This window comes from Bradyrhizobium denitrificans, assembly GCF_013179005.1.
GTDB lineage: Bacteria > Pseudomonadota > Alphaproteobacteria > Rhizobiales > Xanthobacteraceae > Bradyrhizobium > Bradyrhizobium denitrificans.
The window spans coordinates 21,202-47,818 of sequence record NZ_JABFDP010000009.1; the positions used below are offsets into that span (position 1 = coordinate 21,202).

Sequence of the window (26,617 nt, forward strand, 5' to 3'; positions counted from 1 at the left end):
TCTCCCTCGCCATGGCCGGGCTTGTCACGGCATGACGAGCAATTCATTGGCGGGGTGCGCCGCTACGCCTAGCGCGGCAGAGGCTGGGCCGACGATGCGGGCAGGGCGGCCACGGCCGGCACGCGGTCTGCGTTTTCACTCCGGCGGCTCGCCACCTCGCCGGCCGCATCCAGCACCGGATAGGCGACCGAGCAGATGTGCGAGTGGATGCGCCTGAGATCACGCAGGACGTCGAGATGCAGTGACGTGGTTTCCAGCGTCTCGGAACGGCCCTCGCGCAGCCGTTCGAGATGTCGCTCGGTGGCGGCGAGTTCGGCGTTGCGGAGCTCGGCTTTCTGATCCAGGAGCTGGTGCGCCTGCTGCGCGTCGCCGGACATGAAGATGCCGAAGGCGATGCGCAGCGACTCCATGATCTGGCGGTGAAAGGCCTGCAGCTCGTCGGCGCCTTCTGTCGAGAACTGGAACCGGCGCTTGATCTTCTTGGTGGCGAGCTCGCTCAGGTTCTTGTCGATGATATCGCCGATGTGCTCGAGGTTGATCGCGAGCGAGATGATCTCCATCGCGCGCTTGCCTTCGCGCTCGTCCAGGCTGCCCCGCGCGAGCTTGGTGATGTAGAGCTTGATCGCTTCGTCGAGCCGGTCGACGGCATTGTCCATCCGCGACACCTGGTCGACGAGGCCGCGATCATTGGTCATCATTGCGGTCATGACGTTGCGCAGCATGGTCTCCACCATGTCACCCATGCGCAGCGCCTCGCGGGCGGCGTCCGCGAGCGCGAGCGAGGGCGTTTCGAGCGCCGTTTCATCGAGATAACGGGGCTTGGCGGGGTCGATCTCGGCGCGTCGATCCGGAAACAGCTTGACGAGCAGTTTCTCCAGGCCGCCCAGCAGGCCGATGAAAATGATGGCGGTGCCGAGATTGAACGCCATATGGAACTGCGCCGTCAGCTTGGACAGGTCCGGCTGCCACAACTGCAATTGCGTCGCGAGCGGTTGCAGAAAAGGTGCGACCAGCGCGACGCCGGCGATGCGGTTGATGAGATTGCCGACGGGGAGGCGATAGCTCGCCGGATTGTCGCGGTGGGCGCCCTCGAACACGGGATTGACGGCGCTGCCGAGATTGGCTCCCAGCACCAGCGCCAGTGCCGCATCAGCCGTGATGAAATGGGCGTAGGCCAGCGACATCACCAGCAGCACGCTGGCCACGCTGGAGTGCACGATCCATGTCACTGCAGCGCCGAAGACGATGCACAGCGTCACATCGGCGGTGATCGCCTGCATGAACACGCGCATGGCCGGCGCTTCCTCGGCCGGTGCCAGGGTGTCGATCAGAATGTGCAGGGACAGCAGCATCAGGCCGAGGCCGATCGAGACCCGACCGAGATCCTTGATGCGCGAACGCGGCCCGCTGCGGAACGCCACCAGCCCCAGCACGAACAGGACTGGCGCCACGGCGGCGACGTTGAACGACAGCACCTGCACGATCAGCGTGGTGCCGATATTGGCACCGAGCATGATGGCGAGCGCCGGAATCAGGCCGACGAGGCCCTCCGCCGCGAAGGAGGTGGTGATGAGCGCGGTCGCCGTGCTGCTCTGGAGCAGGGCGGTGAGACCCAGTCCCGCCGCCAGGGCGCTGAAGCGGTTTCGCAGCGCACGCGACAGCAGGAGCCGGAGATCCGGACCAAACGCGCGCAGGATGCCGCTGTGGACCATGTGCAGGCCCCACAGCAGCAGCGCTACGCCGCCCATCAAATCGAGCAGAACCATGATTCCCGTTCGTGTCCGCGATCGTCGCTGCGAAGGCTACGCCCAATCGGTCGCGGATCAACGCTATTTTGGCGGCCCTCGCTGCCTTATCGCAGGGCGTTTTGTTTGCCGCCGAGACTGTGGTCAGGCGGCGTTGAAGGCCGCAAAGCCGCGTTCCAGGTCAGCCTTGAGATCCTCGACGTTCTCCAGGCCGATATGCAGGCGCAAAGTCGGGCCGCCCGGCGCCCAGCGGGTGGCAGTCCGATAGCTCGCGCAGTCGAACGGGATCGCCAGACTCTCGAAGCCACCCCAGGAATAGCCCATGCCGAACAGCGTCAGCGTGTTGAGCATCGCATCAACCGCCGCTTGCGGCCTTGGTTGCAGCACGATGCTGAACAGGCCCGAGGCGCCGGTGAAGTCGCGCTTCCAGATCGCATGTCCCGGATGGCTCTCCAGCGCCGGATGCAGCACGTCGATCACCTCGGGACGCGCGGCGAGCCAGCGCGCCATCTCCAGGCCCGACCGATGATGCTGGGCCAGCCGCACGCCAAGCGTCCGAACGCCGCGCAACGCCAGGAACACATCGTCGGGGCCGGCACAGACGCCGAGCAGGCGGATGCCCTCTACAATCAACGGCCAGGCCTTCTCGTTTGCCGAAATCGTTCCGAACATGATGTCGGAATGGCCACCGATATATTTGGTGGCCGCCTGCATGCTGATGTCGACGCCCTGCTCAAGCGAGCGGTGATAGAGCGGCGTGGCCCAGGTGTTGTCGTCGATGACGAGCGCGCCATGGGCATGCGCCACGGCCGCGATCGCCGGGATGTCCGGCATCTCGAAGGACTGCGAGCCCGGCGCCTCGACGACGACTGCCCGTGTATTCGGTTTGAGCAGTTGCTCAATTCCTGAGCCGACAAGTGGGTCGAAATAAGTCGTCTCGACACCATAACGGGCCAGCATGCCGTTGCAGAAATTGCGGGTAGGACGGTAGATGCTGTCGCAGACGAGCACGTGGTCGCCGGCCTTGAGCACCGACAGCAGCGTCGTCGAGATCGCAGCAAGACCGGACGGCGCGATGCCGACGCCGGCGCATCGCGGGCCTTCCAGCTCCATCAGCACCTGCTGCAGCGCCTTGGTGGTCGGTGTTCCGTGGCGGCCATATTGGAATTCGCCGCGGTGCGCGTGCAGGTCGTCGGCTGTGGGGTAAAGAACGGTCGAGCCGTGGAAGACGGCAGGATTCACGAATCCATGCTGCGCCTTCGTGTCTCTGCCCGCCGTGATCAGCCGTGTTCCGACATTTTGTCGCACCGCCGCAGCGGGGTCGTTCTTCGATGCCATGTCGCGTATCTGCTCTCATTTGAGCCTGCCGGAATCGTGAAAATCGGCCAGGACTGCGTTCGTTAATAACAGAATGCAGAACAGGGCCGTCAACCCCTTGACCCGGAGCGCCAGTCGTTCTGTGATACTGGCGCTATTCGATCGCTGCACGTTGAGGGGCTTGCCGCGATTATCCGCTCTATTGGCCATGCACGACCTGGTTGTGCATGGTCTTCGCCATATTTCTGGTATGGCGTTTGCACTGGCGGAGTCAGGTCGGCCCACCCGCGCGCGGAGATTTCATCGATCCCCAAGGACGACCCGAAAGGCTGTGCTTATGAAACGCGTCACTCTGGCTCTTACTTTTGCTCTTGCCCCGATCCTGGCGAGCGTCGGCGCTCAGGCCGACACGCTCAAGACCGTCAAGGATCGCGGCATGCTCGCCTGCGGCGTCAGCCAGGGCCTCCCTGGCTTCTCGTCGCCGGACGACAAGGGCAATTGGACCGGGATCGACGTCGACGTCTGCCGCGCTGTCGCTGCCGCGATCTTCAACGATCCGACCAAGATCAAGTTCGTGCCGCTGTCCGCAAAGGACCGCTTTACCGCGCTGCAATCGGGCGAGATCGACGTGCTGTCCCGCAACACGACCTGGACCTTGTCGCGCGACACCTCGCTCGGAGCGAATTTCGCCGGCGTCACCTATTATGATGGCCAGGGCTTCATGGTGAAGAAGGCGCTGAAGGTCAATTCCGCGCTCGAGCTGAACAGCGCCTCTGTCTGCGTGCAGACCGGCACCACCACCGAACAGAACCTCGCTGATTACTTCAAGGCCAACAAGATGAAGTACGAGGTGATCGCGTTCGCCGGTGCCGACGAGACGATAAAGGCCTATGAGTCCGGCCGCTGCGACGTGTACACGACGGACGTCTCGGGCCTCTATGCCGAGCGTTTGAAGCTTGCCAACCCGGCGGACCACGTCGTGTTGCCGGAGGTGATCTCGAAGGAGCCGCTCGGACCGATGGTCCGTCACGGTGACGATCAGTGGTTCGATATCGTCAAATGGACCTTGTTTGCGCTGGTCACCGCCGAGGAACTCGGCGTTACGCAGGCGAACGTCGACGAGATGGCCAAGTCGGACAAGCCCGAGTTCAAGCGCGCCTTCGGCACCGATGGCAATCTCGGTGAGCAGCTGGGCCTCACCAAGGACTGGTTCTCCCGGATCGTGAAGGCGGTCGGCAATTATGGCGAGGTGTACGAGCGCAATGTCGGCGCCGGCTCCAAGCTGCAGATCGCCCGCGGACTGAACCAGCTGTGGAACAAGGGCGGTCTGCAATACGCGCCGCCGATCCGCTGATCGCTGTACGATATCGGGGCTGCGGCGAATGAGTATCGAAGCGAGGCTACCGCCTGCGCAATATGGGCTTCGGTTGAAGCGCATGCTCGGAGGAAAGGCAGGATGGAACGGCGTCATCCTGCAGATTCTGTTCGTCGCAGTCCTGGTGTGGGTTGGCTACGAGATCGTAGCCAACGCCCGCAGCAATCTCGCGGCCCAACGCATCACGTCGGGCTTCGGATTTCTCAACAACACGGCCGGGTTCGACGTGAACCAGGCCTTGATCAGCTACTCTGGCTCTGACAGCTATAGCCGCGTGCTGCTGGTCGGCATCCTCAATACGTTGCTGGTCTCCGTGATCGGCATCGTCCTGTCGACCATCCTCGGCTTCCTGGTCGCGCTCGGCCGGTTGTCGCCGAATGTGCTGCTGTCGCGGGTTTCTGGCGCCTATGTCGAGCTGATCCGGAACCTGCCTTTGCTGTTCCAGATCCTGTTCTGGTATCTCGCGGTGCTGTCGGCGCTGCCGGGGCCGCGTCAGAGCATCTCGCTGTTTTCGACCTTCTTTCTGAACAATCGCGGTTTCATTGTTCCGCGCCCGATCGAGGAGCCCGGCCTGACGCCGTTCCTGATCGCGCTCGGGGCCGCGATCGTCGTCTCCCTCGGTCTGCGTTATTATGCGCGGCGTGAGTTGTTCGTGCGCGGCCATGCGATGCGCATCTGGCCTTACGTGCTCGGCTTGCTGGTCGGCCTGCCGCTGATGGCGATGCTGATGTTCGGAGTGCCCGTTGCCTTCGAGGTTCCGGTGCTGAAAGGCTTCAACTTCGCCGGTGGCTCGCGCATCATCCCCGAGCTCGTTGCGCTGACCGTGGCGCTGACGATGTACACGGCCTCGTTCATCGCCGAGGTGGTGCGCGGCGGCATCCTCTCGGTGCACAAGGGGCAGATGGAAGCGGGCCTGTCGCTGGGCCTTAGCCGCGGCACGGTGCTGCGCCTGATCGTGGTGCCGCAGGCGCTGCGGGTGATCCTGCCGCCATTGACCAACCAATATCTCAACTTGACGAAGAACTCGTCGCTCGCCGTCGCGATCGGCTACCCCGATCTCGTCTCGGTGTTTGCCGGCACGACGATGAGCCAGACCGGCCAGGCCATCGAGATCATCGCGATCACGATGGGCGTCTATCTGGCGATTTCGCTGATCACCAGCGCGATGATGAGCTTCTACAGCTGGCGACTTGGCAAGAGACTTGGTGCATGAAGAGATTTGGCGCATGACCGATATCACAGCCTCCACCTTCATTCGCCAGGACATGGCCGGCGAACGTCCGGCACCGGTCAAGACCACGGGGTTCACGGGCTTCGTCCGCACCCGGCTGTTGAATTCGCCGACCAACATCCTGCTCACTTTGGTGAGCGCCTTGTTGATCTGGTTCACGGTGATCCCGGCGCTCAAGTTCCTGCTGGTGGATGCCGTCTGGGTCGGCAAGGATCGCGAGGCGTGTCTAGAGCAGAACGTCGGCCATGCCGTCGGCGCGTGCTGGCCCTATGTCACCGCGAAATTCGGCCAGTTCATGTACGGGTTCTATCCCGACGCCGAGCGCTGGCGGGTCAACCTGACCTATGGGCTGGCCGTGGTGCTGCTGGTACCGCTGTTGATCCCGCGCCTGCCGGCCAAGGGGCTCAACGCCGGCCTGTTCTTTTTCGCGCTTCCGGTGGTCGCATTCTTCCTGCTCTATGGCGGGGGATTGTCGGGCTTCGGCGTGAGCTGGACCGCGGCCACGCTGCAACTGTTCGCGGAGAGCGTCGACACCGCCGGCAACGCCCTGGTTCGCGGCGGTGCCAACCTGCCGGTCGTCGGCATGCTGATGTGGCTGCTCGGCAAGCTCGTCGTTCTGATCGGCATGCTGGCGTCGCTGCTGATCTGGCCACTGGTCTGGGTTCGCGATCAGCTGCAGGCCTCGCATCAGCCGGTCTGGACCGATCTCGCTTTGACCGCCATCGTGGTCACGGCGCTGGTGTTCGTCATCGGCGGCGGCAGCAGGGCGCTGCGCAGCGTGGTCGCCACCGCCGCGACCTTCGCCGGCATCGCTCTCGTCATCGCCATCATGGGCCTCGATCGCGGCGGACTTCCGATCGTCGACACCCGGCTCTGGGGCGGCATGCTAGTCACCCTGGTCGTCTCGGTGATCGGCATCGTCGCCTCGATGCCGATCGGCATCGCGCTGGCGCTCGGCCGCCGTTCGACGATCCCGTTGATCCGGCTGTTCTCGATCGCCTTCATCGAGCTCGTGCGCGGCGTGCCGCTGATTACGGTGCTGTTCTTCGCCACCTACATGCTGCCGCTGTTCCTGCCCGGCAACATGCGCATCGATGGACTGGTGCGGGCGCTGGTCGGCGTGGCGCTGTTTTCCGGGGCCTACATGGCGGAGGTGATCCGCGGCGGCCTGCAGGCGATTCCGCGGGGGCAGGCGGAGGCGGCGAGCGCGCTCGGCCTGTCCTGGTGGAAGACGACGAGCTTCATCGTGCTGCCGCAGGCGCTGCGCCACGTCATTCCGGGCATCGTCAACAGCTTCATCTCGCTGTTCAAGGACACCTCGCTGGTGTCGATCGTGGCGCTGTTCGACCTGCTCGGCAGCCTCAAGGCATCGTTCGCCGATCCGGTCTGGGCGACGCCGACCACCGCGTTCACGGGGTTCGCCTTCACCGGGCTGATCTACTTCGTCTTCTGCTTCGGCATGTCACGCTACTCCCTGCTGGTCGAGCGCCGCCTGAACGCGCACCGGCGTCATTGAGATCATCGAGCAAGATACAAATGACCGCAAATTCGATCGTCAGCATTTCCGGCCTCAACAAATGGTACGGCGAATTCCACGTCCTGCGTGACATCAATCTCGCCGTCGCAAAGGGCGAGCGCATCGTGATCTGCGGGCCCTCGGGCTCCGGCAAATCCACCCTGATCCGCTGCATCAACGCGCTGGAGGAGTTTCAGGAAGGCGACATCAATGTCGATGGCATCGATCTCGGACCGAATCTCAAGCGGGTCGACGAGGTCCGGCGCGAGGTCGGGATGGTGTTCCAGAGCTTCAACCTGTTCCCGCATCTGACCGTGCTGGAGAACTGCACCCTGGCACCGATCTGGGTGCGCAATGTTCCGCAGAAGGAAGCCGAGGCGACCGCGATGAAGTTCCTGGAACGGGTCAAGATCCCGCACCAGGCGCAGAAATATCCCGGGCAGATGTCAGGTGGTCAGCAGCAGCGCGTCGCCATCGCGCGGGCGCTGTCCATGAACCCGAAAGTCATGCTGTTCGACGAGCCGACCTCGGCGCTCGATCCCGAGATGGTCAAGGAGGTGCTCGACACCATGGTCGACCTCGCCCAGGAAGGCATGACCATGCTGGTGGTGACGCACGAGATGGGCTTTGCCCGCGAGGTCGCCAACCGCGTCGTGTTCATGGACGCCGGCCAGATCATCGAGTCCAATACGCCGCAGGAGTTCTTCGCCAACCCGCAGCACGCCCGCAGCAAGCTGTTCCTGAGCCAGATCCTGCGGCATTGACGCAGGGCGAATGGGGAGCAGCGAATAGGGGTTGTGAAACCTCAAGATCGAGCGACGCTACTCGCTACTCGCTACTCGCTACTCGCTACTCGCCCTCACACGAATGGCGGCTTGATGTCGCTGCGCCGCTCCAGCCATTCCGGCACCGGCAGGTTCTTCGCGCGCATGAAGCTCGGATTGTAGAGCTTCGACTGATAGCGATTGCCGGGGTCGCACAGGATGGTCACGATGGTGTGGCCCGGGCCGAGCTGCTTCGCAAGCTGCACCGCGCCGGCGATGTTGACGCCGCTTGAGCCGCCGAGGCACAGGCCTTCGTGCTGCAGCAGGTCGTAGATGGTGTTGACGGCGTCCTCATCCGAAATCAGGAAGGCGGTGTCCACCTTCGCGGTCTCGATCACCGGCGTGACGCGAGCGATGCCGATGCCCTCGGTGATGGAATCGCCGGGCGTGGATTTGACTTCACCGGTCCTGAACCAATTGTACATCGCGAAGCCATGCGGATCGGCACAGGCGGTGACGATGCTGCTGTTCTTCTCTTTCAGATAGCGGCTTGTGCCGGCCAGTGTCCCGCCGGTGCCCACCGCGGAAACGAAGCCGTCGACCTTGCCACCGGTCTGCTCCCAGATCTCGGGCCCGGTCGATTCGTAGTGCGCCTTGGCGTTGTCGAGATTGTTCCACTGGTCGGCGAACAACACGCCGTTCGGCTCGGTCTTGCGCAGCTCGTCGGCGAGCCGGCGGCCGACATGGGCATAATTGTTCGGATTGTTGAAGGGCAGGGCCGGCACCTCGATCAGATCGGCGCCGCACAGCCGCAGCATGTCCTTCTTTTCCTGGCTCTGCGTCTCCGGGATCACGATCAGGGTGCGATAGCCGCGCGCGCTGGCGACCACGGCAAGTCCGATGCCGGTGTTGCCGGCGGTCGACTCGACCACGAGGCCGCCGGGCTTGAGATCGCCGCGCTTCTCGGCCTCCAGGATCATCCATTTGCCGGCGCGGTCCTTCACCGACTGGCCCGGATTCATGAACTCGGCCTTGCCAAGAATGGTGCAGCCGGTCGCTTCCGAGGCACGCTTCAGCTTGATCAGGGGCGTGTTGCCGATCGCCGCGACGACGTCGTTTCTTATGGCCATGTCGAAAATACCTTGGGCAGCTTTCCTCAACCAGATCTAGGATGACCCTAGCCTAGTCTCCAGTGCGGCGTAAGCCGTGCATTCTGCTACCCTGACTTGGCGAAAACGACCTGTCTGACGTCGATGTTCCCGGAAAGGAAACCGGCCTCGCAATAGGAGAGATAATATTCCCACAATCGCCGGAAGCGCTCATCGAAGCCGGACGGTGTGAGGTCCGGCCAAGCCGCGCGGAAATTACTTCGCCAGATCGCGAGCGTCTTGGCATAATCTTGCCCGAAGATGCGCTCGCGAATGACGGGAATTCCAAATCGCTCACCCAGCGACTTCAGGATCTGCGGCGTCGGCAGCATGCCGCCGGGAAACACGTAGCGCTGGATGAAATCGACCTCGCGCCGATAATGGTGAAACAGATTGTCCTGGATGGTGATCGCCTGGACGCCAACGAGACCGCCGGGCAGCAACCGATCTCGCAACTGCGAAAAGTATTTCGGCCAGAACTGCTCGCCGACCGCCTCGATCATTTCGATCGAGGCGATCCGGTCATAGCGGTCGCGCTCGTCGCGATAATCCTGCAGGCGGATCTCGACCTTGTCGGCGAGGCCCGCTTCGTGGATGCGGCGCTGCGCGAAATCACGCTGCTGCTGGCTGATGGTCAGGCCGACCACCTTGGTGCCGAACGTCTTGGCGGCATATTCGGCGAAGCCGCCCCAGCCGCAGCCGATCTCGAGCAGCGTCTGGCCGGGCTTAAGATCGATCGCCTCGGCGAGCCGCTTGTATTTGTTGGTCTGCGCCGCCGTGAGGTCGGTCGTATGCTCCTCGAACAGCGCCGACGAATAGGTCATGCTCGGGTCGAGCCAGGCCGAATAGAACGCATTGCCGATGTCGTAATGGGCGTAGATGTTGCGGCGCGCCTGGCGCTTGGTGTTGCGATTGAACCAGTGCCGTACCAGCTGGGCAAACCGGATCAGCGGCTTGTCCTCGAGCATCGATTGCAGCAAATGCTGGTTCACGCAGAACAGATACAGAAATTGCGTCAGGTCCGGCGTATCCCAGTCGCCGTTCAGGTAGGCCTCGGCAATTCCGATGTCGCCGCCGTTGATGAGGCGCGATGCGAAGCCGTAATTGGCCAGGATCATCGCGGCCGCCGGTCCCGGCTCCGCACCGCCGAGCCGGATGATGCGACCGTCGGGCAGGGTGACGTCGAGGGTGCCTTTCCTCAGTCGGGAGCCGAATCCCAGAGCCAGGCGGGGCAGGCGGGGAAGATCGGCAAGCACCTTGTCGACGGTGTCGGGGGTAACAGGGATGACGTCCGGCATGGCAAGTCCATTCACGCAAACGGCTCCGCGGTCCCGCCTCAGGCGCGGCTGGCCGACGCAGCAGCTGTTCGCGCCTGGATGGAGGGGATCAGAGCGCGCCGACGGTTTCCAGTCAGCGCCGAGATATATAAGCGTGGCTGTCGTTTCCCGCCAAGCCGGTATCGGTTCCATCGGCCGCAATCTCGCCGCGCGGAACGAGGCGGACGCCCTTTGCCCACAGCCGCAGCGCCTCCCAATGGATGGCGCCGAAGATCTTCAGGGTCACGAGCGGAAGCGAAAGCAAGGCCGCGAGCAGGGAGCTCGTGGTCAGAGCCCGCCGCTGGCCGAAGAACGTCGCCGCGAGCAACGGGCCGTTGCCGTCGGTTTCCAGAATTCGCAACTTCACGCTCTCGGCGGGGGGCGAGATCCGGAAATGATAGCGCATCGCCATGTCGATGAAGGGCGAGACATAGAACGTCTTGTCCTGCTGCTGACGCAGCCCGGCCGTCGACAATTGATCCGGCTCGACCGGCAGCACATAGGGCTTGATCTCGCCGAAGGTGTTGCGCACCTCGTAGATCATCAGCGCCAGGGTGCCCTCGCTCCGATAGCAGAAATAGACCGAGAGCGGATTGAAGACGTAACCCAGCAGCCGCGGATAGCACAGCAGCAGGACGCGGCCGCCCGCGAGATCGATGCCGTGCTCCGCCGCCCGCGCCTGGACATAAGCGAGCAGCGGCGAGCCGTCACGCAGGCCATGGTCGCGTTCGTGAAAGCTGTAGAGCGCGCGCCGGTTGACCCCGAACAGCGGCGACTGCCGGTCGGCTTCGCCGAGCCGGCCGAGGTCGATCAGCAGGCTCATCACGCGATATTGGAAGCGATGCGGGACCGGCCGCATCCGCGCATGCATGACGTCGCCGACATAGAGCGTGGCCGCCGCCGGCCGATCGCGTGATCCGGACTGATCGGTTTGCATGTCGCCTCTATTCCGCGGCCTCGGCGAGCTCCGCCGGAAGTCCCCGCCAGGGCACGGTCGCGCCGAGCGCCTCGGCCACAGCGAGGCCCGAACGCAGCCCATCCTCGTGGAAACCATAACCCGTCCAGGCCCCGCAGAACCAGGTGTGGCGTTGCCCCTGGATCGCCGCCAGACGCTTCTGCGCCGCAAAGGCGGCCGCCGTGTATTGCGGGTGCTCGCAGACGTATTTGCCAAACGTAAGCTCCGGCGCCGGAGCGAAGGGCGGGTTGAGGCTCACGAACAGCGGCTTGTCGTGGTCGATGCCCTGCAGATTGTTCATCCAATAGGTCACCGCGACGTCGTTCATCGGCACGCCCTCGCGCTGCCAGCGCAGGAAATTCCAAGAAGCCCAGGCGCGGCGCCGCTTCGGCATCAGCCTGGCGTCGCGATGCAGATAGATCGTGTTGGGCGAGTATTTGATTGCGCCGAGAATGCTGCGCTCCTGCTCGTCGGCATCGGCCAGCATCGCAAGCGCCTGATCGCTATGGGCGGCGATCACGACATGATCGAAGGTGTCGCGATGGCCGCTGCTGTCCGCCACGACCACGCCCTGTCCGCTGCGCTCGATGCTGGTGACGGCGCTGCCTAGCCGGATCTGGTTGCGATAGGAGGCCGTCAGCTTCTCGACATATTGGCGGCTGCCGCCCTTGACGGTTCGCCAGACCGGACGGTCATACTGCAGCAATCGGTGATTGCTGAAGAAGGCTACAAAATTCTCGGCGGGAAAATCCAGCATCTCGGATGCCGGCGCAGACCAGATCGCCGCCCCCATGGGGGCCAGATAATCGGTCAGCAGCCGTGGCGCGAAATGATTGCGCCGGAAATAGTCGCCGAGCGTCAGCCCCTGCAGGCGGCCGGCCTTGAAGTCGGCGACGCTTTGCTCGTTGAAGGTCAGGATGTCCCGCAGCATCCACAGATAGGACGTGGACAGCAGGTTGCGCGGCTGGGCGAACAGTCCTTTGGCGGTATCGAGCCAATTATCACCGCCGCCCTTCCACTCGAAGCGGCCCGCATCCGCCGTCACCGCGAAGCTCATGCTGCTGGCGACCGTCTCGACCCCGAGATGATCGAACATGGCGGTCAATTCCGGATAATTCAGCTCATTGTAGACAATGAAGCCGATGTCGACAGCGACAAGGCTGCCATCATAGTCGATCGTTATGGTGTGACTATGGCCGCCCGGACGGAGATCTCGCTCGTAGACGGTGATCGGATAACGCTTCGCCAAGGACCAGGCTGCGGCATTCCCCGCAATACCTGTTCCAACCACCGCAACTCGCATGAAGAGCCCCCTGAAGTTCACATGCAAGTTACGGAGCCCCCGCCAATGGGTTTCACCCTGCGCTCCGCGCGTCACACTTGTCCAAAATGCCATCCGAGAGATGAAATCTTGGTAAGGCGCGCGCCCTGAACTCGCACCCTGTCGTGCAGAAAACCCGCTGATTTGCGGGAGATTCGTCGATCCGGCCGTCCAGATCGCCGTCGTAGCGGAACGGGACAGGGGGCCCGCGGGGCTGTCCGGCGCCGTGGGGGGCGGCTAGAATGAGTCGTAAGACGACAGGGAAGCATCACGCCAGTGTCCATCGTGCAGATCGCCGTCGACGAGCCTCGCCGCGCGCCCGCTGAGACGCGGACCGTTGCCGGGAAGCGGGAGAGCCGCGTGTCCGCGGGCCTGCGGCATTTCGTCCGCTGGTTCGCGGCGATCGGTCTGGCGGTCAACGCCGCTGGCTGCCTGCTGACGCAGGACATTCCGGATCCGGCCCTCGACATTCCCAACCGGTACAAGTCGGCCGCCGGCGCGGACATGGCTGCGCCGCCGACGCTCGACTGGTGGCGGGGCTTCGGCTCCCGTGAGCTGACTCAGCTGATGGAGGAGGCGCAAAGCGTCAACCTCGATATCGCCGCCGCCGTGGCGCGCTTCCGGCAGGCTGATGCGCTGGCGCGGCAGGCCGGCGCGGCGCTGTTGCCGAGCCTGTCCGCGACCGGGCAGGAGACCTATTCGCGCACGTCAGGCTCGAGCTCGAGCGGGCTCACCAATGGCGGCCGCGAGGTCGTCAATTATCAGGCCTCGCTGTCGGCGAGCTATCAGCTCGACTTCTTCGGCCAGAACCGCGACGCCCTGCAGGCCGCGGAGGAGACGGCGGTCGCCAACCGCTTCGACCGCGACGTCACCCAGCTGACGACACTGGCCACCGTCGCCAATGCCTATTTCCAGGTGCTGGCGGCGCAGGATCGGATCCGCACCGCCGAGCGCAACATCGCCAGCGCCACCCGCGTGCTCGACGCCATCCGCGAGCGCCAGAAGGCCGGCACCGGCAACGACCTCGACGTTGCCCAGCAGGAGAGCGTGCTTGCCAACCAGAAGGCGGCGGTCCCGCCGCTGCGGCAGACGCTGGACCAGAACGTCAATGCGCTCGCCGTCCTGGTGGCGAGATCGCCCGAGGGCATTCGCGTCAGTGGCGGCTCGCTCGACCAGATCAAGACGCCGCGGGTGACGCCGGGGCTCCCGTCCGAACTGCTGACGCAGCGGCCGGACATTCGCCGTCAGGAAGCGCAGCTGGCCTCCGCGACCGCCAATGTCGGCAGTGCGCGGGCGCAGTTCTTTCCGAGCATCCAGCTGACCGGCAATGGCGGTTACCAGAGCGCGGCACTGGTCTCGCTGTTCCAGCCGCACGCGGCATTTTTCAGCCTCGCGGGCAGCCTGACCCAGCCGATCTTTGATGGCGGCCGGATTCTCGGCAATTTCGAGAACGCAAAAGCGCGCCAGGATGAACTGCTGCAAACCTATCGCAAGACCGTCATCCAGGCCTTCACCGACGTGAACAACGCGTTGTTCGCGATCAAGCAGACGACAATCCGATTGCAATTGCAGCGTCAGGTCGTCGCCGCGTCGCGGCGGGCCTTCGAATTGTCGGAGCAGCAGCTGCGCGCAGGTACTGCCGACATCGTGACCGTCTTGAACACGCAATTGACGCTGTTCCAGGCGGAGGACGCGTTATGGCAGGCCCAGCTGGCGCGGCTGCAGGCGTTCGTCAGCCTGTATCAGGCGCTGGGCGGCGGCTGGGAGCCGCGCATGGAGAAGTCGGCCGATGCTCTTTAAACCGGACGAGAAGGGAGCAGGAGCCGTGAAACGGGCGCGGGCCAGCGTGGCCCGGCGGCTGGTGTCGATCACGATCACGCTGCTGATCCTCGGCGGCCTTGGCTATATCGGCTGGATGGCCATGCAGCAGAAGCAGCAGCAGGGCAACCGATTCGCCCGGCCCGACCTTCCGGTGCCGGTGCTCGCGGCCTCGCCTGTCATCAAGGACGTGCCGGTCTATCTCGACGGCGTCGGCGCGGTCCGCGCCCTGAACACGGTGACGGTGCGATCGCAGGTCGACGGCAAGCTGATCGCCGTCAACTTCGTCGAGGGGCAGGACGTCAAGCAGGGCGATGTGCTCGCCGAGATCGATCCGGCCATCTATCAGGCCCAGTACGATCAGGCCGTCGCCAAGAAGGCGCAGGACGAGGCGCAGCTTGCCAACCAGAAGCTCGATCTCGCCCGTTACGAGCAACTCGCCGCCAGCAGCGCCGGCTCCAAGCAGCAGGCCGATACGCAGCGCGCCGTCGTCGCGCAGCAGCAGGCGCTGATCAAGGCCGACCAGGCGGCGATCGACAATGCCGCGGCAACGCTCAGCTACACCAAGATCGTGGCGCCGATCTCGGGCCGGGCCGGTCTGCGCCAGGTCGACCAGGGCAACATCATCCGCGCGTCGGACGCCACCGGCCTCGTCGTCATCACCCAGCTGCAGCCGATCGCCGTGCAGTTCAGCCTGCCGCAGCAGCAGATCATGCGGGTCAATGCCGCGGCGGCGAAGGGACAGCTCGCGGTCGACGTGTTCGGCAATGACGGCGTCACCGTGATTGATACCGGCACCCTGCGGGGCATCGACAACCAGGTCGATCAGACCACCGGCACGCTGAAGCTGAAGGCAGAATTTCCAAACGCCAGATTCCAGCTGTGGCCAGGCCAGTTCGTCAATGTGCGGCTCAAGGTCGAGACGCTGCCGCAGGCGATCACCGTGCCGACATCGGCCGTGCAGCGCGGGCCAGCCGGCACGTTCAGCTACGTGATCGGCGAAGGCGATGTCGCTTCGGCGCATCCGGTCACGGTCGTGCAGCAGAACGAGAGCGAGGCGGTGATCGCGAGCGGGCTCAGCCCATCCGACCGGGTGGTGACGACCGGATTCGCCAATCTCGCCGATGGCGTGAAGGTCGTGATCGGGCGCGCCGAGCAGACGCCGCAGGCCGATCTTGCGCCGCGCAAGCGTGGCCGCAGCCCGCAAACCAAGGATCAAACCAAGGATCAAACCAAGGAAGGCGGCGCTGCGCCCGACGGCACAGCCAAAGACGGCGAGCACAGGCGCAGGCCGCAAGGCGATGGCCAGAGCGGGCAGGCGGGCTCGGCCGGCGCGCCGCCGCCGCCTCAGGCGGGTGGTGAGCAGGGACGTGGCGCGAGGCCGCAGCCATGACAATGACAGCGTGACGGGCAGGTCGCGATGAGCGTCTCCGAACCCTTCATTCGCCGCCCGATCGCGACCTCGCTGCTCGGCGTCGCGCTTTTGATCGGCGGCCTGCTCGGCTATCTCGCGCTGCCGGTCTCGGCGCTGCCACAGGTCGACTTTCCCACGGTGCAGGTGACCACGCAGCTGCCGGGCGCCAGCCCCGACGTGATCGCCGCGCTGATCACCGCGCCGTTGGAGCGGCAGCTCGGTCAGATCCCGTCGCTGGCGGCGATGAATTCGACAAGCTCGTTCGGCGTCAGCCAGATCTCGCTGCAGTTCGACCTCGGGCGCGATATCGACGGCGCCACGCAGGACGTGCAGGCGGCGATCAATGCCGCGGCCGGCGTGCTGCCGAAATCGCTGCCTTATCCGCCGACCTACGCCAAGGTCAATCCGGCCGACGCGCCGGTGATCACGCTCGCGCTGACCTCGGATACCGTCTCGCTGCGGGCGATGAGCGACATGGCTGATACGATCCTGGCCCAGCGTCTCAGCCAGGTCTCCGGCGTCGGCCGCGTCTCGGTGCTCGGCGGATTGAAGCCCGCGGTGCGTGTGCAGGCCGATCTGGCGCGGCTTGCTGCCTATGGCATTTCGATGGAGGACCTGCGCGCCGCCATTGCCGGCGCCAACGTCTCCGGACCGAAGGGATCGTTGGATGGCGCGCAGCAGGCCTATCTGATCACCGCCAATGATCAGATCGCCGCTGCAGACGCCTACCGGCCGATCATCATCGCCTACCGCAACGGCTCACCGGTGACGATCGGCGACGTCGCCACCATTGTTGACGGGCTCGAGAACGATCGGACTGGCGGCTGGTACCAGGGCGTGCCGGCCGTGATCCTCGATATCCAGCGTCAGCCCGGCGCCAATGTGATCGAGGTCGTCAGGCAGATCCGCGCCGAGATCCCCAAGCTGCAGCGTACGATTCCGGCCGGCGTGAAGCTCGCCATCGTCAGCGACCGCACGGTGACCATTCGCGCCTCGGTGCATGACGTGCAGTTCACGCTGGTGCTCAGCGTGGTGCTGGTCACGCTGGTCGTGCTCCTGTTCCTGCGCTCGCTGCGCGCCACGATCATTGCCGGCGTGGCGCTGCCGCTGTCGCTGATCACGAGCTTCGGCGTGATGTATTTCGCCGGCTTCAGCCTCGACAATCTGTCGCTGATGGCGCTGACCATCGGCACCGGCTTCGTCGTCGACGACGCCATCGTGATGATCGAGAACATCGTCCGCCATATGGAGAACGGCGAGAGCGCGATGAACGCCTCGCTGCGTGGCGCCCGTGAGATCGGCTTCACGGTGATCTCGCTGACGGTGTCGCTGATCGCGGTGTTCATTCCGCTGTTGTTCATGTCTGGCCTGGTCGGCCGCATGTTCCGCGAATTCGCGCTGACCTTGACGATCGCGGTCGTGACCTCTGCGGTCGTGTCGCTGACCCTGACGCCGATGATGTGTTCGCGGCTGTTGAAGCACGCCAGCGAGGAATGGGTGCTGCCGGGGCTGAACGCGATCAGCCGCTTCATCGACCGCACGGTTGCCGTCTATCACCGCAGCCTGCTCTGGGTGCTCGACCGCCAGACCGAAACGCTGGTCGTCACCTTCGCGACGCTGGCAGCGACCCTGGCGCTCTACGTCGTCGCGCCCAAGGGATTTCTGCCGCTGCAGGACACCGGCTCGATCACGGCGGTGACGGAGGCGGGCCCGGACGTCTCGTTCGCCGAGATGCAGCGACGGCAGCAGGAGGTGGCGGCGGCGATCCAGGCGGACCCGGAGGTGGTGGGCGTCGTCTCGGTGATCGGGGCCGGATCGGTCAACCCGACCACCAATGTCGGCCGCCTCGTGATGACCTTGAAGCCGCTCGGCGAGCGGCAGGACGGCGTCGCCGCGGTGATCGACCGGCTGAAGCAGAAGACAGCCGGAGTGCCGGGCATGACCGTGTACTTCCAGCCGGTCCAGGACGTGCAGATCTCGACCCAGGCGAGCCGCTCGCAATATCAGTACACGCTGACCGGCGCCGATGCCGGCGACGTCGCGAAATGGGCTGGACAGCTGGTGGCAGAGATGCGGCGCGACCCGCTGTTTCGCGACGTCTCATCGGAAGCCCAGGAGGGCGGGCTGCGCGCCGAACTGACCATCGACCGCCAGCGCGCCGGCCAACTCGGCGTCAGCCTGCAGGGCGTCACCGACACGCTCAACGATGCGTTTGCGCAGCGCCAGATCTCGACCATCTACGGCCAGGCCAACCAGTACCGCGTGGTGCTGGAGGCGATGCCGATGTATCAGCGCGACCCTTCCATCCTGTCGAAGCTGTACCTGCCGGGCGCGGGCGGCCAGGTGCCGCTGTCGGCGGTGGCAAGTCTGAAGCGCACCACGGCGCCGCTGGCGATTTCGCATCAGGCGCAATTCCCGGCCGTGCAGCTGAGCTTCAACCTCGCGCCCGGCGTGGCGCTGAGCGAGGCGGTCGACGCGCTTCACGCCACCGAGAACCGCATCGGCATGCCCGGCAGCATCATCGGCGTCTACTCCGGCGATGCCGCCGAATTCGCCAAGTCGCTCGCCGGTCAGCCCTGGCTGCTGCTGGCGGCTGTCATCACGATCTATATCGTGCTGGGCGTGCTGTATGAGAGCTACATTCATCCGATCACGATCCTCTCGACCTTGCCGTCGGCTGGCGTCGGCGCCATCCTCGCCTTGATGCTGTTCGGCCAGGATCTCTCGGTCATCGGCCTGATCGGCATCATCCTGCTGATGGGCATCGTCAAGAAGAACGCGATCATGATGATCGACTTCGCGCTGGAGGCTGAACGGCACGAGAACCGCACGCCGTATGATGCCATCGTGCAGGCGTGCCTGTTGCGCTTCCGTCCGATCATGATGACGACGCTGGCCGCGCTATTCGGCGCGCTGCCGCTGGCGATCGAGAGCGGCACCGGCTCGGAGCTGCGCTTTCCGCTCGGCATCTCCATCATCGGTGGCCTGCTGCTGAGCCAGTTGCTGACGCTGTACACGACTCCGGTGATCTATCTGGCGCTCGACCGCCTCAACCGCCGCTTCGAGACGGCGCTGCCGCCGGCGCCCGACCTGCCGTCGCCGCCGATCGCGGGCGCCACCGAAGGCATCCAGTGATGGCCTTCTCGATCTCCGAGCCGTTCATTCGCCGGCCGTTCGGCACCACGCTGCTCTCGATCGGACTGTTCCTGGTCGGGATCGTCGCCTACATCTTCCTGCCCGTGGCGCCGGTGCCGAACGTCGACTTCCCCTCGATCTTCGTCACGGCTACGCGCCCGGGCGCCGATCCCTCGGTCATGGCGGGCACCGTCGCGGCACCGCTGGAGCGGCGGCTCGGCGAGATCGCCGGCGTCGACCAGATCACATCCACCAGCTCGCTCGGCACCACCAATATCCAGATCCAGTTCTCGATCGGTCGCGACATCGACAAGGCCGCGCGTGACGTGCAGGCCGCGATCAACGCCTCGCTGTCGGACCTGCCGAGTGATCTGCCGGCGCTGCCGCGCTTCCGCAAAGCCAATACGGCCGCGGCACCGGTGTTCGTGCTGGCGCTGACCTCGAAGACGTTGACGCCGAGCGCGATGTACGACGTCGCCGATACGGTGCTGGCGCAGCGGCTGTTCCAGGTGCCAGGCGTCGGCAACGTCACCGTCAGCGGCGCCGACCAGCCGGCGGTGCGGGTCGCGCTCAATCCGGTCTCGCTCGCCAATGCGGGAATCTCGACCGACGACGTCAGGACCGCGATCATCAATGCCAACCCGATCGGGCCGGTCGGCATCTTCGAGGGGGGGCGGCAGAGCGAGACCATCGCCATCAACCGGCAGATGCGGACCGCGGCCGAATTCCGTGACATCCTGATCAAGAGCAGCAATGGCAGCTTCGTCCGGCTGTCGGATGTCGCCGACGTCGAGGATTCCGTGCGCAATGTGCGCTCGATCGCCTGGTTCAACAAGCAGCCGGCGGTGCTGATCCAGATCGCCAAGCAGGGTGACGCCAACGTCATCGAGACCGTCGACCGGGTGAAGGCGCTGATCCCCGAGCTCAAGCAGTGGTTGCCCGCGGGCATAGAGATCTCGACCCTGATCGATCGCACCGGCACGATCCGCGCCTCGGTCGAAGACATGCAATGGACCTTGCTGGCGACCGCCGTGCTGGTGATGGTCGTGGTATTTCTGTTTCTTCGCCGTCTCGTGCCGACGGTGGCGGCCGGCGTCTCGGTGCCGCTGGCGCTGGCCGGCACCTGTGCGGCGATGTGGCTCGCCGGCTTCTCGATCGACAATCTCTCGCTGATGGCGCTCGCGATCTCGGTCGGCTTCGTCGTCGACGACGCCATCGTCATGATCGAGAACATGTACCGCAATCTCGAGCACGGCCTGCCGCCGATGCGCGCCGCGCTCGAGGGCGCGCGCCAGATCGGCTTCACCGTGCTGTCGATCAGCCTGTCGCTGATTGCGGCCTTCGTGCCGCTGATCTTCATGGACGGTGTCGTCGGCCGCCTGCTGCGCGAGTTCTCGCTGACGCTGACCTTTGCGATCGTGGTGTCGACCCTGGTGTCGCTGACCGTCACGCCGATGATCTGTGCGCACTACATCAAGGAGACGCTGTCCGACCGCGCCAGCTGTTTCGACCGCATCGTCGAGGGCTCGCTGTCGGGCATGGTCCGCTTCTATGCCTGGACCTTGCGCGGCGTGCTGGTCTACCCGTTTCTGACCCTGATCGTGTTCTTCGCCACCATCGCGCTGACGGTCACGCTGTACATCAAGGTGCCCAAGGGCTACTTCCCGACCGACGATTCCGGCTTCATCATCGGCGCGACCCGCGCCTCCGCCGACATCTCGTTCCAGTCGATGCTGAGCCTGCAGCAGCGGCTCGCCGACATCGTGATGGCCGATCCGGCCGTCGCAGGGATCGGCTCGACCATCGGCGGCGGTGGCGGGCCGGGCGGCGCGACGTCGAACCGCGGCACGATGTTCATCAATCTCAAGCCGCCGGCGGAGCGGGACGGTGTCTCGACCGAGCTCGTGATCAACCGTCTAAGGCGCAGCCTCGCGATGGTGCCGGGCATCCGTCTCTTCATGTTCGCCGCACAGGATGTCCGCGCCGGCGGCCGGCAGAGCGATTCCGACTATCAGTACACGCTGAGCAGTCCCGATCTCGATCTGCTGCAGAAATGGGCGCCGATCGTCGCCAAGCGGCTGGAGACGGTGGAAGGCATCACCGACATTTCCAGCGACCGCGACCCCGGCGGCCTGCAGCTGGCGCTCCGGATCGACCGGCAGAAGGCGGCGAGCCTTGGCGTGCGCGTCCAGGACATCGACACCGCCCTGAACAACGCCTTCGCGCAGCGCCAGATCTCGATCGTCTACAGCCAGCGCAACCAGTACATGGTGGTGCTGGAGATCGATCCGAAATTCCAGACCGATCCGTCGAACCTCGATCGGATCTATGTGGCGGGGGCAGGGGACGCGCAGATTCCGCTCTCGGCGCTGGTGAAGGCCGAGCGAGGCCTGTCGCCGCTCGCGGTGTTTCACTCGCAGTCGTTCCCCTCCACCACCGTGTCGTTCAACCTGCTGCCCGACGTGCCGCTGCAGACCGCGACGGCGAACATCCAGCGGGCGGTGGACGAGTTGCATATGCCGGAAGGCATCCGCGGCGGCTTCGACGGCAATGCCGGCGACTTCAACAAGGGCAGCGGCCGGCAGCCGCTGCTGATCCTGTCCGCGCTGGTCGCGATGTATATCGTGCTCGGCGTGCTCTATGAGAGCCTGGCGCATCCGCTGACCATCATCTCGACCTTGCCATCGGCGGGGCTCGGCGCGCTGCTCGCTTTGCAGGTCACCAATACGCCGCTGACCGTGATCGCCTTCGTCGGCATCATCCTCTTGATCGGCATCGTCAAGAAGAACGGCATCATGCTGGTCGACTTCGCGCTCGAGGCCGAGCGGCAGCGCGGCATGTCGTCGGCCGATGCGATCTTCGAGGCCTGCCGGGTGCGCTTCCGTCCTATCCTGATGACGACCTTGGCCGCGCTGTTCGCCGGCCTGCCGCTGGTGCTCGCGACCGGGCCAGGGACCGAGCTGCGCCGGCCGCTCGGCATCACCATCATCGGCGGCCTGCTGGTGTCGCAGATCCTGACGCTCTACACGACGCCGGTCATCTATCTCCTGATCGACCGGCTGCGCCGCCGCTCGGCGCCGGAGCCGCTCGCCGCGCCGGCAGAATGAGGCGTTGTCGCGATGGTCGCGGGCGCGTATAGGCCGCGCTATGTCAGACCAGCCCCACGATCATCCGCCGCTCGCGGAAGCGCCACCCGATTGCCCGCACTGTCAGAAGCCGCTGCCGCTGTGCATCTGCGACAGCGTCACGCCGCTGGAGAGCCGCTTGGGACTGCTGATCCTGCAGCATCCGCAGGAGCAGGACCGTGCGCTCGGCACAGCGCGGCTCGCCGCGCAGCATTTCAAGACCGCGGTGGTCAGGGTCGGGCTGTCCTGGCCGAGTCTGGCCAAGGCGCTGGGCCGCGCCGTCGCAGACCCCGCGCGCTGGGCGATTCTTTATCTCGGGTCGGCCAAGGCGGCCGATCTCGACCCCGACAGCGAGGTGCTGGCCCTCACGCGGAAGGGAGAGGTCGCCGAGAACCAGCGCGCGATCCTCAAATCGATCGATGGCGTGATCCTGCTCGACGGCACCTGGAGCCAGGCCAAGGCGCTGTGGTGGCGGAATCCCTGGATGCTGAAATGCCAGCGCGTGATCCTCGGGCCGCGCCGGCCCTCGCGCTATGGACATCTGCGCCGGGAACCGCGCCGCGACGGGCTGTCGACCATCGAGGCGGCGGGCCTGTTGATGGCGGCGCTGGAACGCCGACCGGAGATCGCCGCGGCCCTCGACGCCAGCTTCGAGCGCATGCTGGCGCGGTATCAGGAGGTCGAAAAAGAGCATCCGGAGCTCACCCCGCGGCCCAAGCCCCGCGGCAAGCCGGATCGGCGCGGCCGTAAACGCCGGGTTTAGGAACCAAAGGTACGCTTCTTGCATTGCAGCATAGCATGAGGAAGCGAGCTATGCAGGACGTCGAAAAGTCGAACGTGGTGCAATTCCGGGATTATGCGAGCCGGCGGGTCAGTCGCGCGGGAGTGGAGCCATCCGCAACCTGCTCCGGGACAGGACAGCGCTGCGCCATCCTGGCGTGGCCGCGGGGACAGGCGCCCTATCCCGGAGGGATCGACGATCTGCCGGTCTAGGTCGGAAGATCCGACCGAGTGACGACGCTAACCGTTTGATTTGATTGAGTGGAGGCCACGACCAGAATTGAACTGGTGTAAACGGTTTTGCAGACCGCTGCGTAACCACTCCGCCACGTGGCCCCAACACGGCGGATCGATACCGGAGATCAACGGCTTAAGCAACCGCCCTGTTTCGTTCCGTCCACCAGTTCTGAGATCGCTCTCTTGGATCGGGTCGGACACGCGGCAGCCCGTTTCCGAACTCGCCCGAGTCCCGCAGAAGCCCAGGGCGAAGTCTGGTCGGTGACGTCCTGCGAACAGCGGGCGAACCTCAGTGGACCCGTCCGAGCATCCTTTTCAGACCACTGTCCGCATCCGGAGCAGCCTCGTGAAACAGGTCCGTTGTCATGATCTTGTCGGGTCGCACGGCGCGTTGGTGTGAATAGATCGTAGCCCTGACGGTCGAGGTCTCCAGGTTGGAGCGCGATCCTCACGAAGCGGCGCGAGCGACGTCGGGATATCCTGACTAACGAACATTGCGCAGTGCATTGGTGAGCAGACGTTCGTCGATGAAGTTGGCTGCGTGCAATTCCTGACCAGGTCTCACATACAAAAAAGATCAGTTTTACGCCGTCTTGCGGGCTCGACCGGAATGAGCAGCGTCAGGACATCGCTATCGCCGCTCGGATGCGGATGCTTGCTGTGCGAGTTCTGCATTCGGCATGCGAGATGTCGCTCGTGGATCGCGTGCTGCACCTGCAATGACGCGCAGCAGCGACGATAGTTGATAACTTCGCGGCGAAATCGCGTAGCGCGCCTTGATTTTGTCAGGTTGTGTTGATGTAATTGTTCTATGATAGAGTGCGCTGCGGGACGCTGGGCGGCAGAGCAGCATTCTCTCGAATCACGCACGACATCACTCGCAAAGATCAATCATGAACGATCATCCGACACGCCGCTCGGTGGTTCTCGGCACGCTTGTCGCATGCGCGTCTGTCACGGGCGCAGCGGCCGGCGATGAGGACGATCCGCGCAAGGAGAAGCGGCCGCAGAAGGGCGACCTTCTCGTGTTCTCGGAAGGGGAGCGCGCGGGGCAGACGATCACGCCGGATGATTTGAAGGTCGGCGAACCGCCGGTGCACGCGTGGCCGAAGGATGCAGCGAATGCGATCGTGCGCGATGGGTCGCGCTTGAACGAGGTGCTTCTCGTCAGGCTCGATCCTAACGAACTCGACGAGGACACGCGCCCGCGCGCGGCCGGCGGCATCGTCGCTTATTCGGCGATCTGCTCGCATGCGGGCTGCCCAGTGACGGCCTGGATCAAGGCGACGGAAGGCAACGACGAAGTCTTCAAATGCATGTGTCACAACTCCGAATATGATCCGCGGCGTGGCGCGCAGGTGGTGTTCGGGCCGGCGCCGCGCAGGCTGGCTGCGCTGCCGCTCGTCATCAAGGATGGCGCTCTCGTGATCGCTGCCCCCTTCATCGGAAAGGTAGGTGGCCAGCAGGGCTGATGAGGTCTCGTGTGCCTATCGGAACTCGCATCGTCTCGACAGTCAAACGTCACGACAATTGAAGCGAAAAACGAAAGCAGGGGAGGTTCGTCCATGACCATCACGTCGAAGACCATCAAGCAATGGCTGCTCTCGAGCACCGTCGCGTTCACCTGTGTCGCCGCACAAACCGCGCTCGCCGGTCCGATCGAGAACTACAGTCCCGTCACGCCGGCACGGTTGGAGAATCCGGAGCCCGGCAATTGGATGCTCTACCGCCGCACCTATGACGGCCAGGGCTACAGCCCGCTCGACCAGATCAACACCACCAATGTGAAGAATATGGTGCCGGTGTGGACCTTCGCCACGGGCGTGATCGAGGGCCATGAGGCGCCGCCGCTGGTCAATAACGGGGTGATGTTCATCACCACACCGATGGGACAGGTGATCGCGCTGAATGCCAAGACCGGCGATCAATACTGGCGCTACAAGCGCGAGCTGCCCGAGGATCTGTTCCAATTGCATCCGACGAACCGTGGCGTCGGCTTGTGGCAGGACAAGCTCTATCTCGCCACGACCGACGATCACCTGGTCGCGCTCGATGCCAAGACCGGCAAGGTGCTGTGGGACAAGAAGGTCCAGGACTACAAGAAGGGACAATATCTGACGCTGATGCCGCTGATCGTCGACGGCAAGGTCATCGTCGGCGGCTCCGGCGGCGAGTTCGGCGTGCGCGGCTATGTCGTGGCCTACGATGCCGAGGACGGCAAGGAGCTCTGGCGCACCTTCACGATCCCCGGCGAGGGCGAGCCGGGGCATGACACCTGGAGCGGTGACGACTGGAAGAGTGGCGGCGGCTCCGCCTGGATGACCGGCACCTACGACACGGACACCAAGACCGTCTATTGGGGCGTCGGCAACGCGGCGCCGTGGCCCGGCGGCCTGCATCCGGGTGACAATCTCTATACCAGCTCGGTGATCGCGCTCGACCCTGCCACCGGCAAGATCAAGACGCATTTCCAGTACCACCAGAACGATTCATGGGACTGGGATGAGGTCGATGCGCCGATGCTGGTCGACCTGCAGCGCGATGGCCGCAGCTTCAAGAGCCTGATTCATCCGGGGCGCGACGCCATCTTCTGGGTGCTCGAGCGCACGCCGGAGCGCATCAACTACGTCAATGGCTGGACCTTCGTTCACACCGACGTGTGGAAGGGGATCGAGCCGGAGACCGGACGGCCGATCGTCGATCCCGCGCACAAGCCGACGCTCGGCAAGCGCGTCGACTTCTGTCCGTCGCTATGGGGCGGCAAGGACTGGCCATCGGCGGCCTACAGCCAGAAGACGCGCTTCGTCTATGTGCCGGCGAATGAGAATTTCTGCGGCGGCTTCACCGGCGAGAAGCTGCCGCTCGTTCCCGGACAGCTCTGGCTCGGCACCAAGGCGGAGGATATCGGGCTGACGGTGCGGCCGGGAGCGGACCATTTCGGCGAGCTGCAGGCGTGGGATCCGGCCTCGGGCAAAAAGGTCTGGTCGCACAATTTCCCGAAGTCACAGCTGTTCGGCTCGGTGACGGCGACGGCCGGCGATCTGGTTCTGGTCGGCGGGACCAATGACCGGATGTTCCGGGCCTTCCACGCCAAAACGGGCGAACTGTTGTGGGAGCAGAAGACCAACTCGGGAATCATGGGCATGCCGGTCGCTTATGAGGTCGACGGCACGCAATACATCGCGGTGCAGTCCGGCTGGGGCGTCGATGCGCAGCGCATCCAGGATGCGCTTGCCAAGGGCAACACCGGATTGGAGGACAATGTCCCGCAGGGCGGTGTGGTCTGGGTCTTCGCCGTCAAGAAGTAGAAGCGCAGTTGGTCAGGCGACGGCCGCACGCCGTCGCCTGACCGTTTGTGAGCACCGCTGCATTGCGCTGCAACATGGTGCTGCAATACGGCGATGTTGATTCGGTGTGTCG

The 26,617-nt window shown here is 64.7% G+C and carries 17 protein-coding genes and 1 tRNA gene; 11 read left to right on the top strand and 7 right to left on the bottom strand.

What is annotated here, in order from left to right:
- Window positions 1-68: 68 nt before the first annotated feature.
- On the bottom strand, window positions 69-1,766 hold the full coding sequence (locus tag HL671_RS11240) for a Na/Pi cotransporter family protein (protein ID WP_172236439.1): 1,698 nt from the start codon (window positions 1,764-1,766) through the stop codon (window positions 69-71).
- Between the two features lie 123 nt (window positions 1,767-1,889).
- Window positions 1,890-3,083, bottom strand: coding sequence for a cystathionine beta-lyase (gene metC, locus HL671_RS11245; protein ID WP_172236440.1), 1,194 nt, complete (start codon window positions 3,081-3,083; stop codon window positions 1,890-1,892).
- Window positions 3,084-3,399: 316 nt separating this feature from the next.
- On the opposite strand from metC, the gene HL671_RS11250 reads away from it, so the two are divergent.
- From HL671_RS11250 to HL671_RS11265, 4 genes are read left to right on the top strand one after another with little or no spacing between them, the layout of a single operon-like run.
- Window positions 3,400-4,416, top strand: coding sequence for an amino acid ABC transporter substrate-binding protein (locus HL671_RS11250; protein ID WP_172236441.1), 1,017 nt, complete (start codon window positions 3,400-3,402; stop codon window positions 4,414-4,416).
- Window positions 4,417-4,444: 28 nt separating this feature from the next.
- Window positions 4,445-5,650, top strand: coding sequence for an amino acid ABC transporter permease (locus tag HL671_RS11255; protein ID WP_041750745.1), 1,206 nt, complete (start codon window positions 4,445-4,447; stop codon window positions 5,648-5,650).
- 13 nt (window positions 5,651-5,663) lie between these two features.
- A complete protein-coding gene (locus HL671_RS11260; protein WP_012043999.1) occupies window positions 5,664-7,184 on the top strand; it encodes an amino acid ABC transporter permease in 1,521 nt (506 codons plus the stop codon).
- Between the two features lie 20 nt (window positions 7,185-7,204).
- Window positions 7,205-7,948 (top strand): amino acid ABC transporter ATP-binding protein, encoded by a 744-nt coding sequence (locus tag HL671_RS11265; RefSeq protein ID WP_012044000.1) that lies wholly within the window; start codon window positions 7,205-7,207, stop codon window positions 7,946-7,948.
- Between the two features lie 95 nt (window positions 7,949-8,043).
- On the opposite strand, the gene HL671_RS11270 is transcribed toward HL671_RS11265, so the two are convergent.
- The 4 genes from HL671_RS11270 to HL671_RS11285 form a co-directional block, all read right to left on the bottom strand.
- The gene (locus tag HL671_RS11270) at window positions 8,044-9,078 is read right to left on the bottom strand and encodes a cysteine synthase A (RefSeq protein WP_012044001.1); all 1,035 of its coding nucleotides are present in this window, start codon (window positions 9,076-9,078) and stop codon (window positions 8,044-8,046) included.
- Between the two features lie 86 nt (window positions 9,079-9,164).
- Window positions 9,165-10,394 carry an SAM-dependent methyltransferase gene (locus HL671_RS11275; RefSeq protein ID WP_012044002.1) on the bottom strand — a complete coding sequence of 410 codons (1,230 nt, stop codon included), beginning with the start codon at window positions 10,392-10,394 and terminating at the stop codon, window positions 9,165-9,167.
- Window positions 10,395-10,506: 112 nt separating this feature from the next.
- Window positions 10,507-11,349, bottom strand: coding sequence for a DUF1365 domain-containing protein (locus HL671_RS11280; RefSeq protein ID WP_172236442.1), 843 nt, complete (start codon window positions 11,347-11,349; stop codon window positions 10,507-10,509).
- A 7-nt stretch (window positions 11,350-11,356) separates the two neighbouring features.
- Window positions 11,357-12,670, bottom strand: a complete 1,314-nt coding sequence (locus HL671_RS11285) for an NAD(P)/FAD-dependent oxidoreductase (RefSeq protein ID WP_012044004.1) — start codon at window positions 12,668-12,670, stop codon at window positions 11,357-11,359.
- 294 nt (window positions 12,671-12,964) lie between these two features.
- Between HL671_RS11285 and HL671_RS11290 the strand changes: the two genes are divergently transcribed.
- The 5 genes from HL671_RS11290 to HL671_RS11310 are packed head-to-tail and all read left to right on the top strand — an operon-like array spanning window position 12,965 to window position 22,943.
- Window positions 12,965-14,488, top strand: coding sequence for an efflux transporter outer membrane subunit (locus tag HL671_RS11290; RefSeq protein WP_172236443.1), 1,524 nt, complete (start codon window positions 12,965-12,967; stop codon window positions 14,486-14,488).
- Complete coding sequence (locus HL671_RS11295) at window positions 14,478-15,899, top strand: efflux RND transporter periplasmic adaptor subunit (RefSeq protein ID WP_172236444.1); 1,422 nt, start codon at window positions 14,478-14,480, stop codon at window positions 15,897-15,899. The genes HL671_RS11290 and HL671_RS11295 overlap by 11 nt, the downstream gene beginning before the upstream one ends.
- A 27-nt stretch (window positions 15,900-15,926) precedes the next feature.
- Window positions 15,927-19,055, top strand: coding sequence for an efflux RND transporter permease subunit (locus tag HL671_RS11300; RefSeq protein WP_172236445.1), 3,129 nt, complete (start codon window positions 15,927-15,929; stop codon window positions 19,053-19,055).
- Window positions 19,055-22,162, top strand: a complete 3,108-nt coding sequence (locus tag HL671_RS11305; protein ID WP_172236446.1) for an efflux RND transporter permease subunit — start codon at window positions 19,055-19,057, stop codon at window positions 22,160-22,162. Before HL671_RS11300 ends, HL671_RS11305 begins: the two co-directional genes overlap by 1 nt.
- A gap of 40 nt (window positions 22,163-22,202) precedes the next feature.
- Window positions 22,203-22,943 carry a tRNA-uridine aminocarboxypropyltransferase gene (locus tag HL671_RS11310; RefSeq protein ID WP_172236447.1) on the top strand — a complete coding sequence of 247 codons (741 nt, stop codon included), beginning with the start codon at window positions 22,203-22,205 and terminating at the stop codon, window positions 22,941-22,943.
- A gap of 279 nt (window positions 22,944-23,222) precedes the next feature.
- On the opposite strand, the gene HL671_RS11315 is transcribed toward HL671_RS11310, so the two are convergent.
- A tRNA-Cys gene (locus HL671_RS11315) sits at window positions 23,223-23,296 on the bottom strand.
- Window positions 23,297-24,090: 794 nt separating this feature from the next.
- Between HL671_RS11315 and HL671_RS11320 the strand changes: the two genes are divergently transcribed.
- Both HL671_RS11320 and HL671_RS11325 read left to right on the top strand, forming a co-directional pair.
- Window positions 24,091-24,669 (top strand): QcrA and Rieske domain-containing protein, encoded by a 579-nt coding sequence (locus tag HL671_RS11320; RefSeq protein ID WP_172236448.1) that lies wholly within the window; start codon window positions 24,091-24,093, stop codon window positions 24,667-24,669.
- A 93-nt stretch (window positions 24,670-24,762) separates the two neighbouring features.
- Window positions 24,763-26,505, top strand: coding sequence for a methanol/ethanol family PQQ-dependent dehydrogenase (locus HL671_RS11325; protein ID WP_172236449.1), 1,743 nt, complete (start codon window positions 24,763-24,765; stop codon window positions 26,503-26,505).
- Window positions 26,506-26,617 lie beyond the last annotated feature (112 nt).

Excerpts from the sequence above, each read along its gene's own strand:
- HL671_RS11240 (WP_172236439.1), bottom strand. The coding sequence starts at position 1,766 with ATGGTTCTGCTCGATTTGATGGGCGGCGTAGCGCTGCTGCTGTGGGGC.
- metC (WP_172236440.1), bottom strand. The coding sequence starts at position 3,083 with ATGGCATCGAAGAACGACCCCGCTGCGGCGGTGCGACAAAATGTCGGA.
- HL671_RS11250 (WP_172236441.1), top strand. The coding sequence starts at position 3,400 with ATGAAACGCGTCACTCTGGCTCTTACTTTTGCTCTTGCCCCGATCCTG.
- HL671_RS11255 (WP_041750745.1), top strand. The coding sequence starts at position 4,445 with ATGAGTATCGAAGCGAGGCTACCGCCTGCGCAATATGGGCTTCGGTTG.
- HL671_RS11260 (WP_012043999.1), top strand. The coding sequence starts at position 5,664 with ATGACCGATATCACAGCCTCCACCTTCATTCGCCAGGACATGGCCGGC.
- HL671_RS11265 (WP_012044000.1), top strand. The coding sequence starts at position 7,205 with ATGACCGCAAATTCGATCGTCAGCATTTCCGGCCTCAACAAATGGTAC.
- HL671_RS11270 (WP_012044001.1), bottom strand. The coding sequence starts at position 9,078 with ATGGCCATAAGAAACGACGTCGTCGCGGCGATCGGCAACACGCCCCTG.
- HL671_RS11275 (WP_012044002.1), bottom strand. The coding sequence starts at position 10,394 with ATGCCGGACGTCATCCCTGTTACCCCCGACACCGTCGACAAGGTGCTT.
- HL671_RS11280 (WP_172236442.1), bottom strand. The coding sequence starts at position 11,349 with ATGCAAACCGATCAGTCCGGATCACGCGATCGGCCGGCGGCGGCCACG.
- HL671_RS11285 (WP_012044004.1), bottom strand. The coding sequence starts at position 12,670 with ATGCGAGTTGCGGTGGTTGGAACAGGTATTGCGGGGAATGCCGCAGCC.
- HL671_RS11295 (WP_172236444.1), top strand. The coding sequence starts at position 14,478 with ATGCTCTTTAAACCGGACGAGAAGGGAGCAGGAGCCGTGAAACGGGCG.
- HL671_RS11300 (WP_172236445.1), top strand. The coding sequence starts at position 15,927 with ATGAGCGTCTCCGAACCCTTCATTCGCCGCCCGATCGCGACCTCGCTG.
- HL671_RS11305 (WP_172236446.1), top strand. The coding sequence starts at position 19,055 with ATGGCCTTCTCGATCTCCGAGCCGTTCATTCGCCGGCCGTTCGGCACC.
- HL671_RS11310 (WP_172236447.1), top strand. The coding sequence starts at position 22,203 with ATGTCAGACCAGCCCCACGATCATCCGCCGCTCGCGGAAGCGCCACCC.
- HL671_RS11320 (WP_172236448.1), top strand. The coding sequence starts at position 24,091 with ATGAACGATCATCCGACACGCCGCTCGGTGGTTCTCGGCACGCTTGTC.
- HL671_RS11325 (WP_172236449.1), top strand. The coding sequence starts at position 24,763 with ATGACCATCACGTCGAAGACCATCAAGCAATGGCTGCTCTCGAGCACC.